Source organism: Streptomyces collinus Tu 365, assembly GCF_000444875.1.
In the GTDB taxonomy this organism is placed as follows: domain Bacteria; phylum Actinomycetota; class Actinomycetes; order Streptomycetales; family Streptomycetaceae; genus Streptomyces; species Streptomyces collinus_A.
Genome location: NC_021985.1, coordinates 3,290,960 through 3,306,258 on the forward strand (window position 1 = coordinate 3,290,960; position 15,299 = coordinate 3,306,258).

Here is a 15,299-nt window from a genome sequence, read left to right on the forward strand (position 1 = left end):
GTGGAAAACTCCGTCACCCGGGCGGGTGAGCCACGTCCTGGGAGCGCCTCCCAGCCCTTTGTGGCGCAGCCTTGCCGGGAAGCCGGTTCAGCCCACCCCGGCCCCGCTCCCCACCACCCGGCCGTACTGTTCGCGCACCTCGCGGTACCGCAGCAGCTCCGCCGCCAGCGGGTCGAGCACCCGGGCCCGGCCGCAGCTCCCGGCGGCTTCCCGCAGCCGCCGTTCCGCGTCCTGGCCGTACCGGCGCGCCGGTCCTCTGGCCGCCATCCGGCAGCCCCATTCCACGAGCGGCCCGCCGATGATGCCGCACACCATCAGCAGCACCGGCACCCCCAGGTTGGGGGCCATGACCCCGGCGATCTGGCCCGCCAGCCACGCGCCGCCCACGATCTGCAGCAGGGTCATGGCCGCCTGGACCAGCACGGCCACCGGCCACCACCCCGGGCGCGGCGGCCGCCCCGGCGGCAGTCCGGCCCGCGCCGCCAGCTCGTCCAGCGCCTCGGAGAGCCCCTGGGAGCCGCGCACGGCCGCTTCCCGCACCGCCTGCGCCCACGGCGCCGGCAGCCCCGCCGAGGCCCGGTCGGAGACCGTGCGGACGGCCTGCTCGACGCGCTGGCGGGCCGTGGCCTCCTCGTCGGCCTGGGTGCGCACCGGGAGGCGGCCCGTGGTGGAGTCGCCGCGGCCCTGGTACCAGCGCCACAGCCGCAGCCACGGGGTTCCGCAGGCCCGGTTCGCGTTGCGCAGCCAGGCGCGCTCGGCGGCCTCGCCGGCCGCGGTGGCGCCGACGGCGTCCGCGAGCCGGGCGGCGAACTCCTCGCGCGCCTCCTCGCTGAGGCCGACACGCCGCCCCGTGGCGTAGACGGGCCGCAACTGGTCCGCGGCGCAGTCCACGTCGGCCGCCACCCGGCGGGCCGCCGCGCCGCGCTCCGTCACGAACTCGCCGAGGGCGTCACGCAGATCGCCGACCCCGTCGCCGGTGAGCGCGGACAGCGCGAGCACGGTCGCGCCCGGTTCACCGAACTCGCCGAGCGCCACGCCGTCCTCGTCGAGCAGCCGGCGCAGGTCGTCCAGGACCTGGTCGGCGGCGTCCCCGGGCAGCCGGTCGATCTGGTTCAGGACGACGAACATGACCTCGGCGTGCCCGGCCATGGGCCGCAGGTAGCGCTCGTGGAGCATGGCGTCGGCGTACTTCTCGGGGTCCACCACCCAGATGACCGCGTCCACCAGCCGCAGGATCCGGTCGACCTGCGCCCGGTGTTCCACGGCCGCGGAGTCGTGGTCGGGCAGGTCGACCAGGACCAGTCCCCGCAACTGCCCCTCGCCCTCGGCGCTGTGCAGCGGGCGGCGGCGCAACCGCCCCGGGATGCCCAGGCGGTCGATGAGCCCAGCGGCACCGTCGCTCCAGCTGCACGCGATGGGCGACGCCGTGGTCGGGCGCCGTACGCCGGTCTCGGAGATCGCCACCCCGGCGAGGGCGTTGAACAGCTGCGACTTCCCGCTGCCGGTGGCACCCGCGATGGCGACGACGGTGTGCCGGCCGGACAGCTTGCGGCGGGCGGCCGCCTCGTCCAGCACCCGGCCCGCCTCGGCGAGGGTGCGGCTGTCCAGGCGGGCCCGGGAGAGGCCGACGAGTTCCCGCAGGGCGTCGAGGCGCGAGCGCAGGGGGCCGTCGTAGGCCAGCGGTACGGGGTTGTGGCCGCCCGGGGCGCGGGCGGGGACGTCGAGCAGTGCGGCACGCTCGGCGGCGAGGGCGGCGGCGTTGCTCTCCGTCACGCGCCGCGCGATGAGGCCGTCGTCCCAGGCTTCGGAGTCGGAGTCGGGGTCGAGGTCGAGGTCGGCGTCCGGGTCGGAGCCGGAGGCCTCACGGGACGTGGAGCCCGCTGGCGTACCGGACGTGGAGACCGATGCCGTACGGGACGCGGGCCCCGCCGCCGTACCGGAACTGGGACCGGAGCCGGAACCTTGTGCCGAACCCGAGCCCGGACCCGAATTCGAGCCCGGACCCGAGCCCGAGCCGGAAGCCGGGCTGGGACCGGAGTCGCCGCGGGAGCCGGACCTCTCGCCGTACGCGGCACCGTTCGTGGGGCGGTACGCGGCAGTGGACTTGGCACCGTCCCTGTCACCGCCGGTTTTGACGCCACTGGTGTTGGCAGCGCCGCTGGTGTTGGCGGCGCCACTGGTGTTGCTGCCGCCGGTGTCGCCGGCCGTGGCGCCGTCCCCACGGCGCCTGGAGGCGGCACCCGTATCGCCGCCGCTGTCGTCGGCTCCGCCGGCTCCGTAGGTCTCCGCCTCCGGAGGCCGCACGCGCGCGTGCCGTTCCTGGTCGCCGTGGTTCGCCTCCGGGACCCGGGCCTGCCGTTCGCCGTCCCGGCGCTCCTCGGGTACGCGCGCGTGCCCGCCCTCGGCCGGCCGCGGGGCGCCTTCGCCGGCGTTCCCCTGGGACGGGGTGCCTGCGGTGCCCGGAGCGGCCGGGGCGTCCGTACCGGTCGCGGGAACCTGGTCCGGTGCCGGTCCCCGCCCCGCGGGTACGTCCCTGGTGCCGCGGCTGCCGGAATCCACTCCCCCGTGACCGTCTGCCTGCTCCGTGTGGTCCATGCGCTTCAAGTGATCCGAGCGATCGAGCTGATCCATGTGGTCCGTGTGGTCGTGGTCAGTGACGGCGGTCACCGGTCACCTCTCCTTCTGCAGTACGGACAGCGCGGCGATGAGGTCGACTTGGGGCCCGGCGTCGACACCCAGGGCGTCGAGGGGGGCGAGACGCCGCTCGCGTTCGGTGTGCATCACGCGGTCGACGTAATCGGTCAGCAGGCGTCCGGAGCGGTCGCGCAGCCGGAGCGCGCCGTGGGCGCCGAGCCGCTCGGCGAGGCCCTCGCCGGCATTGCGCGCCCGGCGGCCGCCCAGCAGGGCGGTGGCGACGAGGGCGGCGATGGCCTCGGAGTCGGGCGCGGTGCTGCGCTCGAGGTGCCGCACCTCCTCCTCGGCGTACTCCTCCAGCTCGCGCCGCCAGCGCCGTACGGCGAGCCCGATGCGGTGCTCGGCGCTCTCCACGGAGGGGTCGCGGCCGGTGAGTCCGGGGGCTTCGCCCGCGGGTTCGCGCCGCCAGGTGTCGTCGACACGCTCGTCGGCGGCGGTGACGGCGCACAACAGCAGGGCGGCGAGGCTTTCGACCAGGGCGTCGAGCAGTTCGCCCGCCGTGCAGTCGAGGGGGAACGCACGCCAGCGTTTGAGCGCGTCCCCGGCGAGCACCGCCCCGGACTGCAGGCGGCCGCGCACGCGCGCGTGCTCGGTGTCGTAGGCGCCGTCGACGGCGGCGGTGAGCCGGAGGGCGGCCGCGTACTGGGCTGCCGCGGCACTGGCCAGCTCCGGAACGCGCGCCTTCAGCGAGTCGAGCAGGCCGTAGGCGGTGCGGGCCATGACGGTGCGGTGGGCCCCGGCGTCCTGGGCGTGGTGCACGAGCCAGGTCCGCAGGGCGGCCACGGCGCTGGCCGGCAGCAGCCCGGCGCCCCAGGCCGACTCGGGCAGCTCGGGCACGGTGAAGCGGGGCACCTCGCCGAGTCCGGCCTTGCTGAGCAGGGCGCCGTACTGGCGGGAGACCTCCGAGACGATCTGGTGGGGCACCCGGTCCAGGACGGTCACCAGGGCGGCGTCGTACTCCTTGGCGGTGCGCAGCAGGTGCCAGGGGACGGCGTCCGCGTAGCGTGCGGCGGTGGTGACCATGACCCAGATGTCGGCGGCACAGATCAGCTGGGCGGCCAGGGCACGGTTGTCGGCGAGCAGGGAGTCGATGTCGGGGGCGTCCAGCAGGGCGAGGCCGCGCGGGAGGGTCTCGGCGGTCTCGATGCGCAGCACGCGCGGCGGGCCGTCGCCGGAGGGCAGCAGATCGTCGCCCGTGTCCCTGTCGGGCACCCACACACGGGTGAGCGCGGGGAGCACGCGGGTGCCGCTGAACCAGTGATGGTCCTCCGGATGGCAGACGAGGACGGGTGTGCGGGTCGTCGGCCGCAACACCCCCGCCTCGCTCACCCGCCGGCCCACCAGCGAGTTCACCAGGGTGGACTTGCCCGCTCCGGTGGACCCGCCGACGACCGCCAGCAGAGGCGCCTCGGGCTCCCGTAGCCGGGGCAGCAGATAGTCGTCTAGCTGCGCCAGGAGTTCGTCACGGTTCGCACGCGCGCGGGGGGCTCCGGCCAGGGGCAGCGGAAAGCGTGCGGCCGCGACACGGTCGCGCAACGCGGAGAGTGTGTCGAGCAGCTGAGGCCGTACGTCCAAGGTCACCACATGTGAAGAATGCCCAAGTTTATGGGATTTCTGAAGCATATGGACATCTCAGCGTGCCGATGGAACACATCGGATGTAAGGGATGACTGGGACGGAGGCACAGTCCAGGCATAACGAGTGCACAACACCCGGTGCGTCGGAGGCCAAAAGCGGTGCACGATTCGTACCTGCCTGCGATTATCAGGACCGCTTCACCGAACCTCCACATCGAGCCACGGAGGCGAAGCAACCGGGTCAAGGAACGGGGAGCTTTATCCTTGTCCCGCACCAGGCCCCCGTAGCTCAGTGGATAGAGCAGGCGCCTTCTAAGCGCTTGGCCGCAGGTTCGAGTCCTGCCGGGGGCGCCACCCCTCGCCCTCCCGTTCGGGAGGGCTTTTTGCTGGTCAGGGCGGGTGCCGCCGCACGCAGAAGAACGCCGGACCGCCCCCGGTGATCGCGGGGAGGGTCCGGCGCTGTCCGGCTGTCACCGGGTTCCTGCGGGTGGCTGCGGTGAATACGCGGAGAAGTGCTCAGGCGGCCGTCAGCCGGCCTCAGGCACCTCGGGAAGGTCCCCACGCGCCAGAATCCGCTGCTTCACGTCCTGGAGGTGCCCAGCGGCGCACCGAGCGTAAATGGACACGCGGCACGGGGCGCTGTGGCCGGCCGGTCCGTCATCTGCGCCGACGGCAGCGGTCGCGTGCGGGCGCCGGGGTGACGTCGCGGATTACGGGTGAAACTCGCTTTTCGAGCGGCGTGACGTGTGGATACGCTGCGCGGGCCCAGGGTGCTCGCAAGCTCGGGGACGTGGGACCGGTGGTCGTGCCGGCGAGCCTCTGCTTCGTGCGAGTCCGCGACAGTGGAGCGACCGCCGGTCCCCTCATGCGGTGCGGGCAGCTCAGCGAGCCGTGGACCTTGGGGGACGCGCGCCCGAACATGGCCCGCGGGAGCAGAGATTGCGAAGTCACCGTCATCGCTTTCGGGGCCGGGGAGGTGATGGAGCCGCTCCCCCGGCCCGACGAGCGTCGTGCATGGCACCAGTGCTTCGAACCCATCCCGGGCATGGACGCGTGGCCATCGGCTTCTGGAGGCTCAACTGGACCAGGCTGACCTACTTGGAACAGATGCCCTGGCCCCATCCGCAGTCGGTGCAGGTCCTGCTCCGGGATCGGGGTCGGCCCGTCGGCTGACGACCCCGTGTGCTCCGTCAGCCGATGCCCAGGACGGGCAGGCACTCCTCGACTCCGGTCAGGGCGATGTCGGGTCGGCGGGTTCGTTCCCACGTCTGCCTCGTGAGGCGCCACTGCTGGATCCTCGCGGGCTCGCCTCGGCGGGTGTCCCAGTCCGTGCCGTTCGGTTCGTAGTCCAGGGCCTGGGAGATGCGGTTGGACGCCTTGTTGTCCATGAAGGCGTCGCTGCCCGCCTCACGTGCCCCCAGGCCCGCGAAGGCCAGGTGCAGGATCGCCGCCCGCATCTCCTTGCCGAGCCCCTGTCCTCGGCTGCCGGGGGCGAGCCACGAGAAGCTGGACACCGTGCCGAACCGGGTGAAGTTCGTGCCGATGAGGTCCTGCATGCCGACCGGCTCGCCGTCGACCAGCACGGCGAAGTACAGCCGCCACGCGTCCGGGCTCACTCGGGCGCGGCCGGCCCAGATGCCGCGCAGCCACCGCCACTCGCGTTCGGGGTTGTCGGCGTAGAAGGAGATCGGGTCGTCGAACGGCCACGGCTCGGCGTCGGCGACCCCGGCGCGTACGAGCGGCACGAGACGTTCCAGCAGATCGTCGGACGCGCCGGCCAACGTCAGGCGCGGCGTGCGCACTTCGACGTTCAGCGGGGGGTAGGTGTGGGCCACGTCCGGACGGTAGCCAGCCGGGCCGACCCGCCGCATCCGGATTTCCCCGGGTTCCCCCCGAGCGGCTTCGGGATGGCCAAGCGCTCGGCCACAGGTCCCAGTTCGCGGGCCCGCTTGGGCGCCGGGCGTCCACCGGCAGCAGGCCGTACGTCCCCGAAGAACGTCTCGCGGGCCGCTTCAAGCCCCCGGCCGCTCCCGCGCCGCCCTCCGCGGGGTGTGCGTCGGGTCGGTCTGCCGGGGGAGGCGGGTCGCCGCCGCCAGGCCGGCCAGGCCGATCACGGCCAGGGACAGCATCGCCGCCGCGTAGGCGCCCCTGGTCAGGCCGGAGACCAGGATCGTGCCGGCGATGGCCGTGCCGAAGGACGAGCCCAGGTTCGACACGCTCCGGGACAGGCCGGAGATCTCGCCCTGGCGTTCCTCCGGGAAGCTGGACTGCACCACGTTGACCGACGGGGTCAGCATGACGCCGAGGCCGAGGCCGATCAGCAGGAGGCCGGGGACGAACGCCCAGGCGGTCGTGTAGGCGGCCGCCAGGACGACCAGGACGACGACGCCGAGGATGCAGACGACGAAGCCGGTCATCACGAGCGTGCGCTGGGAGCGCCGTTCGGCCAGGCGCTCGGCGGACAGGGAGGTCAGCAGCAGGCCCAGGGTGGCCGCCGTGAAGATGATCCCGGTCTGGATGGCGTCGTAGTGGCGCACGACCTGGAGGTAGGCCGCGACCGTGAAGGACACGCCCATCAGCATGAGCCACTGGACGTTCTGGGTGACCAGTCCCAGGTTGGACGTGCGGTTGCGGAACAGGCTCAGCGACAGCAGCGGTTCCCTGCCCGACGCCTCCCGGGCCCGCACGTAACGGAAGAACCACCACAGCACGCCCGCTCCGAGGACCAGCAGGGCGATCATGAGCCAGATGTCGTTGTCCGCGGCGAGGATGCCCATGACCACGAGGACCAGACCGGCGGACGACAGGATCGCGCCCAGGGTGTCGAAGGTACGGGTCGGGTCGGGCGGCAGCGGATCGTCCATGTGGCGGCTGAGCAGCACGATCACCGCGATGATCAGGGCCTGGAACACGAAGGCCGCGCGCCAGCTGACGGCTGTGGTGATCAGGCCGCCGATCAGTGGTCCGGCGGCGGCGCCGATGCCGCCCAGCGCCATGATCGTGCCGAAGGCGCGGGCCCGGGAGGTGAGGTCCGGGTAGAGCAGTGTCGCGAGGATGTAGACGGGCGGGATGAGCAGGGCGGTGCCGACGCCCTCCAGGATCGAGTTGCCGAGGATCAGCACCCCGAGCCCCGGCGCGGCCGCGCTCAGCAGGGCCCCGATCGCGTAGACGACGAGGCCGGTGAGGAAGCACCGTTTGCGTCCGTAGCGGTCGGTCAGCTTGCCGCCGGGGATCATCAGCGCGGCCATCACCAGCAGGAAGACGGTGATCGCCACCTGCACCCCCTGGACGGTGGTGTCCAGGTCGGTGCTGATGTCGTTTATCATCACGTTCATGTTGGAGCCGGCGAAGCTGCAGATGAACTGGGCCAGGGCCAGCGCGGCCAGCACCTTGCGCTGCCCCGCCGCGCGCTCGCGCTCGACTGTCTCGGTCACGAGCCAACCATCCGGCAGCACGGCGGGCGGTGCCTCACCCCTCGGGGGTGAGATGGGCGCGTCCCGGAACAGGCGTACGCCTCGGGATCAGCGCTGTTCGACCGGTCGTACGGCGGTGGTCACGGCGGAGACGACGACGGTGCCGACGAAGGTCCCCATCATGACCAGCCCCACGCCGATGACGAACAGGCCGCTGGAGTCGTCCGACCAGTCGACGTAGGCGGCGGCGGTCAGGCCGGCCGTGGTGCCGAGTACCGCGCCCGCGACGTAGTCCCGGTAGGCCGCCCAGCCGACCGCCGCGAGCAGGGTCAGCACCAGGCCGATCACCTGCCACGCCTGGTACGGGCCGGTCGTCGAACCGTCGGGGTGCACGTCGCGGTGCTGGTCCCAGCCGAGCCAGGCCGCCCAGAGGGCCGGGGCGAGCGCGGCCAGGGCGAGGATCGACACCAGCTGGGCAATGGGTTTGCGCAGTCCTGTTCGCATGCCTCCAGCGTCGCGGCCCCGGCGGTCACCGCCCAGAGCGTTCGTACTCAGTCCCGTCCGAGTACGAACGCCTGGGCACCGGGTCGCCGCCGGGTGACGGTCAGGCGGCCAGTTCCGTCTCCGCCTCCAGGCGCTCCGCCTCGCTCTTCGCGGCCAGGGCGTTGGCCGCCGCGTTGAAGCGCTCCATGGACGAGGGGTGGTCCGGGCCGAGGACGTACTCCTTGAGGGTGCGGCGGGCCGGGGCCATCGGGTCGGTGTGCGGGGCGCGGACCGAGTCGAGGATCCCGGTCAGGCGGGTGCAGTCGCGGTCGAGGAGGTAGGCGCCGCCCGCGGTGGTGTAGGCGGCGCGGAACTCCTCGTCGGGCAGGTCGTGGGCGTTGGTGAGGACGTAGGGCTTCAGGCCGGCCACGAAGTCGGCGACGACCGAGGAGACGTCGCTGATCAGGATGTCGGCCTGGTTGAAGCAGTCGTAGAGGGTGGGCAGGCTCTTGAGGATCACGTTGTGCCGGACCGGGCCCCTGGTCTCCCAGAAGATGCGGTGCCACTCGGCGCGCAGCTCCTGCCACTCGGCCGCCGCGGCGCGGTCGGGCAGCCGGGCCTCGCGCAGCTGCTCGGCGTCGTCGCCGCCGAGGCGGCCGGCCAGCTCGTCGAGCCGCTCCTGGATCTCCTTCAGCCGGGGCTTGGCCGCTGCGACGGCGGCCTCGGCCTCGGCGGCGCCGCGCTGCTCGTTGTCCGCGCGCAGCAGCTCGCGGATCGCCCGGTCGGCCTCGGCGGCCTCTGCCGAGCGCTTGCCGGTGAGCGGGTGCGGCTTGTAGATGACGCGGACGTTCTCCTGGAGGAGCTTCTCGATCAGGGGCACGCCCATCGGGATCAGCGACGTGTGGCAGTCGTCGTCGCTCCAGCCCTCCCAGGTCGGTGCGTACAGGACGACCGGGAGCGGTCCGGGGGTGTGCTCGGCGTGCAGGCGGATCGGGGCGAGCTGCGGGCGGCCCACCTCGACGATGGCGCTGTCGCTGATGGCGTGCCGGACGCGCTGGTAGCGGTCGCGGCCCGCGCGGCCGGCCACCCAGATCTCGTCGTACACCTTGCTGACCCGGTTGCTGCTGGCGAGCTTGTCGCTGTCGCCGTGGCCGATGAAGACGTGCTTGGCCTCGGCGACGCGCAGCATGTGCACGTTCTTGCCGGCGTTGCCCGGGTAGAGGACGACCCGGACGCCGGACAGCTCCAGCTCCGCCAGGTCGTCGGCCTTGGGGACGCAGACGACCGGGAGCCAGGTGCGGCTGAGGTGGCGGAAGGAGGCCCGCTCCCGCAGGATGATCACCGGCCGCATGTCGAGCTGCTCCAGCGTCTCGATCCACATGTTGACCTGGTACATGAAGTCACGGGAGACCGCGGCGAAGCTGAAGTAGAGCGCCACCTGGGGACGGTAGTCGGCGAGCCGGCGGTTGACCTCGGCGAAGACCTCGTCCCGGACGGGCATCCGGCGGACCCTGCGGTACTGGAGCAGCAGCGCGAGGACGCCGAGCACCGGGACCGCGACGGTGACCGCGAAGCCGGTGTACGCCAGGCTCCAGCCGCCGGTGGCCAGCGCGGCGAGCAGGCCGGCGTGGGCCGGCAGGTCCAGGTGGAGCAGCTTGCGCAGGAAGCGCCGGTACAGGAAGGCGGGCGGCTGCTTGGGTATGGGCAGCTCGCTCATGTCCAGGTTGCGCACGCCCAGCGGCAGCACCCGGCGCCGGCGGACGGCGTGGTGCAGGGCCGTGTAGAGCATCATGGCCGCGAAGTGGACGCTGAACACGGCGAGCGCGGTGACGAGCACCGCCTCCGGCGCGTCCGCCCGGCTGGCCAGCGCGAGCAGCATCACGGTGCGGACCGCGAACCGCAGCGGGCGGGTGAGCTGGAGCGTCGCCAGTCTGCGCACGAATCCCGGGGCCCTGGAGTGCAGCACCTCGTCGGCGACGTACGTCACGGCCGACGCCGCGACGAAGCCCGACAGGGAGGGCAGCAGCGCGAAGACGGGCAGCGCGGCGAAGCCGCCGGCGAGCAGGAGCACGAGCAGCAGGTCGGTGACCCCGCGCACGCGCAGGGCACCGCACAACCGACGGATCGTCATGGGCATTTTTCCTCTTCCCGGATGGCGCGCGCGTGAGGGCAAACGCCGTTGTTCACCAGTTCGACGTAAGAAAAGGACGAAGAGTTGTACAGCGTTCGGAAAGAAGACATCCATGTTCCGTTTCCCTGTGGTACACCCCGGGCCGGCCCCGTGACCTGCGGGTACAGTCGCCGGGGGAAGCGGGGGGCGGGTCAACTCGGCACCGCGGCAACGCGGAACAACGGGGACCAACGGGGAAGGGGAGACGACGTGCGACTTCGCTGTGCGGTGCTGGACGACTTCCAGGGGGCGGCCGCCGGTTCGGCCGACTGGTCGGTGATCGAGGACCGGGTGGAGGTCGTCGCGCTGCGCGAGCACCTGGACGGCGAGGACGCCCTCGCCGCGGCGCTCGCCGGCTTCGACATCGTCGTCACCCTGCGCGAGCGCGTCCCGTTCCCCGGCTCGCTGATCGCGCGTCTCCCCCGGCTGCGGCTGCTGGTCGCCTCCGGGATGCGCAACAGCGTCATCGACTACGCGGCGGCCGAGGCGCACGGGGTGACGGTGTGCGGTACGGCGAGTTCCTCCACGCCTCCGGTCGAGCTGACCTGGGCGCTGCTGCTGGGCCTCGCCCGCGGGATCGTCACGGAGAACGGCGCGCTGCGCTCGGGCGGCCCCTGGCAGTCCACCGTCGGCGCCGACCTGCACGGCCGCCGGCTCGGGCTGCTCGGGCTCGGGAAGATCGGCGAGCGCGTGGCGCGGGTCGGACTCGCCTTCGGCATGCACGTGAGCGCGTGGAGCCGGAACCTGACGAAGGAGCGGACCGCGGAGGTGGGCGTGGAGCTCGCCGCCTCCACGGAGGACCTGCTGGCCACCAGCGACTTCGTCTCCGTCCACCTGGCCCTGTCGGAGCGCACCCGGGGACTGGTCGGCGCCGCCGAACTGGCCCTGATGAAGCCGGACGCCTATCTGGTGAACACCTCGCGCGCCGCGATCGTCGACCAGGACGCCCTGCTGGCCGCGCTGCACGAGGGCCGGATCGCGGGGGCCGGCGTCGACGTGTTCGACGTCGAACCGCTGCCCCCTGGTCACCCGATGCGCACGGCGCCCCGCCTGCTGGCCACACCCCACCTCGGCTACGTCTCACGGGCCAACTACGCGAAGTACTACGGCCAGGCGGTGGAGGACATCGCGGCCTACCTGGCGGGAGCTCCGGTACGACGGCTTCCGTGACGCCCGCTGTCGGGCCGGTCCGCGCCGATCAGCCGGCTTCCGGACGGTCAGTCAGCCCCCCGGTCGGTCAGCCGGCTTCCGGACGGTCAGTCAGCCCCTCGGCAGGTCAGCCGGCTTCCGGCCTGCGGTAGACGCCCTCGCTCCGGTGCAGGTGGTGGAGGTCCACCAGGTAGCGCCGGAGCGTCACATGGTCGACGCCGTCGGAGTCCTCGCACCAGGCCCGCAGCCGCTCGTTCACCACGCGCTCCGGGTACTCGGCGCCCGGCTCGAAGGTCTGCTCGGCGATGTGGCGCAGCACCAGCTTCTTCCGGGTCCACTGGGCGGGCAGGCGCAGCAGCCGCCCGTCGCGGACGAAGGTGGCCAGGACGGCGGCCTCCGGCCCGCCGCCGGTCGGGGGCGCCGGCCGGCCCGCGCCGGAGCAGGCCGCGGAACAGGTCGTAGGAGACGGTCAGTCCGTCCGATGTGCCGTCCACGACCACGCCCTGCTCGCGCAGTCGCAGCAGCGCGAGGGCCGTGTCCTTCGCGGACAGCCCGGCCGCCTCGGCGACCCGCTCGGGACCGTCCGCGCCCAGCGCCACGGCGGCCAGGGCGCGCATCCGGCTCTCCTCCGCCAGCAGCCCGATCAGCTGCCTGGCCCGCTCGGCTGAATCGGTGTCCGTGCCGGTCTCCGTGCCGGTCTCCGTGTCCGTGTCGGTCTCGGTGTCCGTGCCGGTCTCGGTGTCGGGGGTCATGACCGGAGGTTAGGCGGGCCGCCGGACCCGGCGCCTCCCATTAACACCGGTCACCGTCACCGCAGCGGCGGCGGCACCGCCCGTTGAAAGGGTGATCTCCTGCTGATCGGCGTGACTCGCCCGGCGCGACACCGTTGACCGGGAAGGTGCGGTGACTGTCCGTCGCCGCACACCACCGAGCAACAAAAGGAGAACGTGATGTCTCGCTTCGCGAAAGCGGCCGCCGTCGCTCTCGGTACGGGTGCCGTGGTCATCAGCGGCGCCGGTCTGGCCCTGGCCGACGCGGGCGCCCAGGGTGCGTCCACCAACTCGCCCGGTGTGCTGTCCGGCAACGTGGTCCAGGTTCCCCTCAACGTGCCCGTGAACCTGTGCGGTGACACCGTCGACGTCATCGGCCTGCTGAACCCCGCCTTCGGCAACGGCTGCGCCAACACGCACGCCGCCCCTGTCACCCAGGGCAACCCGGGCCCCGGCGACGACGGCTACGGCAGCTGATCGCGTCCCACGGACACGGCGGAGCCCCGGCACCTCGAGCGCCGGGGCTCCGCCGTGTCCCGGCACGGTTCACGCGTACCGGTAGATCCGGCTCATGTCCTCCAGCTCGTCCGGCGTGACGCCCCAGGGCGGCAGCTTCTGGTGCCGGGCGACGACCCGCTTGTGCTGGGGGTCGCCGGTGCCGGGCGGGTCGGCGGGCAGGTAGCGGTGCGACCGGTGGGCGCGCTGCCAGCGGTCCCACTGCAGGTCGAGGAAGGCGTGGTGCAGCCAGAACACCGGGTCGTTGACGGACGCGCCGCCGAGCATCGCGCCGCCCACCCAGCGGTGCACCCGGTTGTGGTTGCGCCAGGAGGAGCTGCCGGTCCCCGGCCCCCAGCCCTCCAGCTTGTTGCGGAAGCCCTTGGTGACCGTGGAGTCCCAGGGGCGGACGTCGTAGACGGGGTCGTCGAGGGCCCACTGCAGCTCGCTGCGGGTGGGGAGCTGGAGGGGCGCGGCCGCGCGGCCGAGGTCCCGGGTGAGGAACCTGCCGTCCGTGATGCCCTCCTTGATGGTCCAGTGACCGGCCGCGTAGGCGAACGGACCGGTCGTCACCTGCCGGTCGGAGCGCCGCCCGTTGCCGCCGAGCAGGTCCTTCGTCCAGGGTGAGGACGTCGTCGTACGGTCCCGGGTCCAGTCCCAGTACGGCACCGTCACCGAGGAGTCCACGCGGCGCAGCGCCCGCTCCAGCTCCAGCACGAACCTGCGGTGCCAGGGCAGGAAGGACGGCGTCATGTGCGCGGTGCGCAGGCCGGCCTCGCCGTCGGCGGTGTAGTAGTCGATGTGCGTGCGCACGAAGGCGTCGTACTCGCCGCGCCGTTTGAGCTCCAGCAGGGCGTTGACGAACCGCCTGCGCTCGGTGGGGGTGAGTGCGCTGACGTTCTTACGCACGTACGTCATGCTGTCCCCCCATGTCGTGTCCCACGTGCCCGGCGTCCACCGGGCCGGGCGCGAGCTCGCGCAGGCGCTGGCCGGGGCCCATCTCGTCCACGGCCGCGCGGGTCGCCTCCAGCGGCGTACGGTACGAGCTGTAGTGGTCGACCATGCTCAGCCAGGTGCCGTCGGCCCGGCGCATCAGGTGCAGCGGGCGGCCGTCGATGGTGACCTGCCAGTCGCCCCCGGCGAGGCCCCGGTGTCCTGCGACCGGGATCACGACGCCCTGGATGCGGCGGCCCCGGTAGGTCTCGTCGAAGGAGCCGCCCCCGGGTCCGTCCGACATGGGCAGGGGGCGGGAGGCGGCGACCACCGGCGCCAGCGCCAGTGCGGCGGCGGAGGCCAGCAGCCCCCGCGCCACCTCTCTTCGCGTCACTCTTCCCGTCCCCGCCACGACCTGCTGCTCGGCTCCCACCGCGACGCCACCGGCACCCACGACCATCTTTCGCTCCTCGTCCCGTGATCGGATTCCGCACGGGTAACCGCCGGAACGCGCGCGGGGTCACCACCGGGGGGCCATCCGGTGGGTGCGGGGACGTGTGCGGCCGGCACCGGAGACGTGCCGAAGGTCCCCGGTTCGCGACCGGGCTGAGACTCGCGACCAGGCTCAGGTACGTGGCCGGGGCTCAGGTGCGCGGCCGGGACTCAGGTACGTGGCCGGGGCCGGGGCCGGAGTCACGACCGAGGCCCCCGGTCGGCGCCGGAGCCGGGACCGAAGCCCACAGCCCGTGTCGGAGCCCGGGACCGAAGCCCACAGCCCGTGTCGGAGCCCGGGACCGAAGCCCACAGCCCGTGTCAGAGCCCGGGACCGAAGCCCACAGCCCGTGTCAGAGCCCGGGACCGAAGCCCACAGCCCGTGTCAGAGCCCGGGACCGAAGCCCACAGCCCGTGTCAGAGCCCGGGACCGAAGCCCACAGCCCGTGTCAGAGCCCGGGACCGAAGCCCACAGCCCGTGTCAGAGCCCGGGACCGAAGCCCACGGCCCGTGTCAGAGGCCGGGGCCGAGGCCCAGGTTCGCGGCGGGCACCGTCCGCAGGACCGGGGCGAGCAGGCCGGCCTGCGGCAGCTTGGGCTCGGGCAGGCCGAAGTGGTGCGGGTCGGGGGCGGTCAGCGGGGCGTCCAGGGACAGACCGGGGCCCGCGGTGCGCAGGTCGGAGGCGGGGGCGTCGACACCGACGTGGTCGAAGTCGTCGCCGAGGACGCGCGGCAGGGGCGCCCGCAGGTTCGCGCCGGGCAGGGCGCCGTTCAGCGGCACCTGGGGCAGCGCGCGCTCGGGCAGCAGCCGGCCGGTGACGTACCGGGGGCCCTCGGGAGCGCCGGGCTTCACCAGCGGCACTTCGAGGCCGACCTTCGGCACCTCGGTGCCGAGGGACTGGGAGACGCCGTTCAGCGGCACGGGGACGGGGACCGCGCCGGCCGCCAGGGCGGGGGCGGTCGCTCCCACGGCGGCCGCGACGCCCGTGACGACGGCGGCGAGGGTTCCTCGGGTGGTCGGCTTCATGTCAGGTGCGGTCCTTTTCGGGTGCGCGGAGTTCGAGGTCCGCATCGCACAACGAGCCGGAAAACTGCTTCAGTTCACAATTCGCCCGGCCGCAGCA

11 protein-coding genes, 1 tRNA gene and 1 pseudogene are annotated in these 15,299 nt (G+C 73.1%); 3 read left to right on the forward strand and 10 right to left on the reverse strand.

Going from position 1 to position 15,299, the window contains the following annotated elements; translation table 11 throughout:
• Positions 1 to 87: 87 nt before the first annotated feature.
• Together B446_RS14220 and B446_RS14225 are read right to left on the reverse strand one after the other, a co-directional pair.
• A complete protein-coding gene (locus tag B446_RS14220; RefSeq protein WP_020940140.1) occupies positions 88 to 2,667 on the reverse strand; it encodes a GTPase in 2,580 nt (859 codons plus the stop codon).
• Between the two features lie 3 nt (positions 2,668 to 2,670).
• Positions 2,671 to 4,278: a dynamin family protein gene (locus B446_RS14225; RefSeq protein ID WP_020940141.1), complete on the reverse strand. Its 1,608-nt coding sequence runs from the start codon at positions 4,276 to 4,278 to the stop codon at positions 2,671 to 2,673.
• A gap of 271 nt (positions 4,279 to 4,549) precedes the next feature.
• On the opposite strand from B446_RS14225, the gene B446_RS14230 reads away from it, so the two are divergent.
• Positions 4,550 to 4,625, forward strand: a tRNA-Arg gene (locus B446_RS14230).
• A gap of 836 nt (positions 4,626 to 5,461) precedes the next feature.
• Here B446_RS14230 and B446_RS14235 read toward each other — a convergent pair.
• The 4 genes from B446_RS14235 to B446_RS14250 form a co-directional block, all read right to left on the reverse strand.
• A complete protein-coding gene (locus tag B446_RS14235) occupies positions 5,462 to 6,106 on the reverse strand; it encodes a GNAT family N-acetyltransferase (RefSeq protein WP_043478281.1) in 645 nt (214 codons plus the stop codon).
• A gap of 177 nt (positions 6,107 to 6,283) precedes the next feature.
• Entirely contained in the window at positions 6,284 to 7,705 is a 1,422-nt protein-coding gene (locus tag B446_RS14240) for an MFS transporter (RefSeq protein ID WP_020940143.1), read from the reverse strand.
• Between the two features lie 87 nt (positions 7,706 to 7,792).
• On the reverse strand, positions 7,793 to 8,188 hold the full coding sequence (locus B446_RS14245) for a hypothetical protein (protein ID WP_043475573.1): 396 nt from the start codon (positions 8,186 to 8,188) through the stop codon (positions 7,793 to 7,795).
• A gap of 100 nt (positions 8,189 to 8,288) precedes the next feature.
• On the reverse strand, positions 8,289 to 10,298 hold the full coding sequence (locus B446_RS14250; RefSeq protein ID WP_020940145.1) for a hypothetical protein: 2,010 nt from the start codon (positions 10,296 to 10,298) through the stop codon (positions 8,289 to 8,291).
• Positions 10,299 to 10,547: 249 nt separating this feature from the next.
• On the opposite strand from B446_RS14250, the gene B446_RS14255 reads away from it, so the two are divergent.
• Positions 10,548 to 11,507, forward strand: coding sequence for a D-2-hydroxyacid dehydrogenase family protein (locus B446_RS14255; protein ID WP_020940146.1), 960 nt, complete (start codon positions 10,548 to 10,550; stop codon positions 11,505 to 11,507).
• 106 nt (positions 11,508 to 11,613) lie between these two features.
• Here B446_RS14255 and B446_RS41135 read toward each other — a convergent pair.
• Positions 11,614 to 12,103 (reverse strand): annotated as a pseudogene (locus B446_RS41135) (DUF2087 domain-containing protein).
• A gap of 333 nt (positions 12,104 to 12,436) precedes the next feature.
• On the opposite strand from B446_RS41135, the gene B446_RS14265 reads away from it, so the two are divergent.
• Complete coding sequence (locus tag B446_RS14265; RefSeq protein ID WP_020940149.1) at positions 12,437 to 12,733, forward strand: chaplin; 297 nt, start codon at positions 12,437 to 12,439, stop codon at positions 12,731 to 12,733.
• Positions 12,734 to 12,802: 69 nt separating this feature from the next.
• On the opposite strand, the gene B446_RS14270 is transcribed toward B446_RS14265, so the two are convergent.
• The 3 genes from B446_RS14270 to B446_RS14280 form a co-directional block, all read right to left on the reverse strand.
• A complete protein-coding gene (locus B446_RS14270; RefSeq protein ID WP_020940150.1) occupies positions 12,803 to 13,669 on the reverse strand; it encodes a tyrosinase family protein in 867 nt (288 codons plus the stop codon).
• On the reverse strand, positions 13,653 to 14,144 hold the full coding sequence (locus B446_RS14275; RefSeq protein ID WP_043475579.1) for a tyrosinase cofactor: 492 nt from the start codon (positions 14,142 to 14,144) through the stop codon (positions 13,653 to 13,655). The genes B446_RS14270 and B446_RS14275 overlap by 17 nt, the downstream gene beginning before the upstream one ends.
• Positions 14,145 to 14,689: 545 nt before the next feature.
• Positions 14,690 to 15,202, reverse strand: coding sequence for a hypothetical protein (locus B446_RS14280; protein WP_020940152.1), 513 nt, complete (start codon positions 15,200 to 15,202; stop codon positions 14,690 to 14,692).
• Positions 15,203 to 15,299 lie beyond the last annotated feature (97 nt).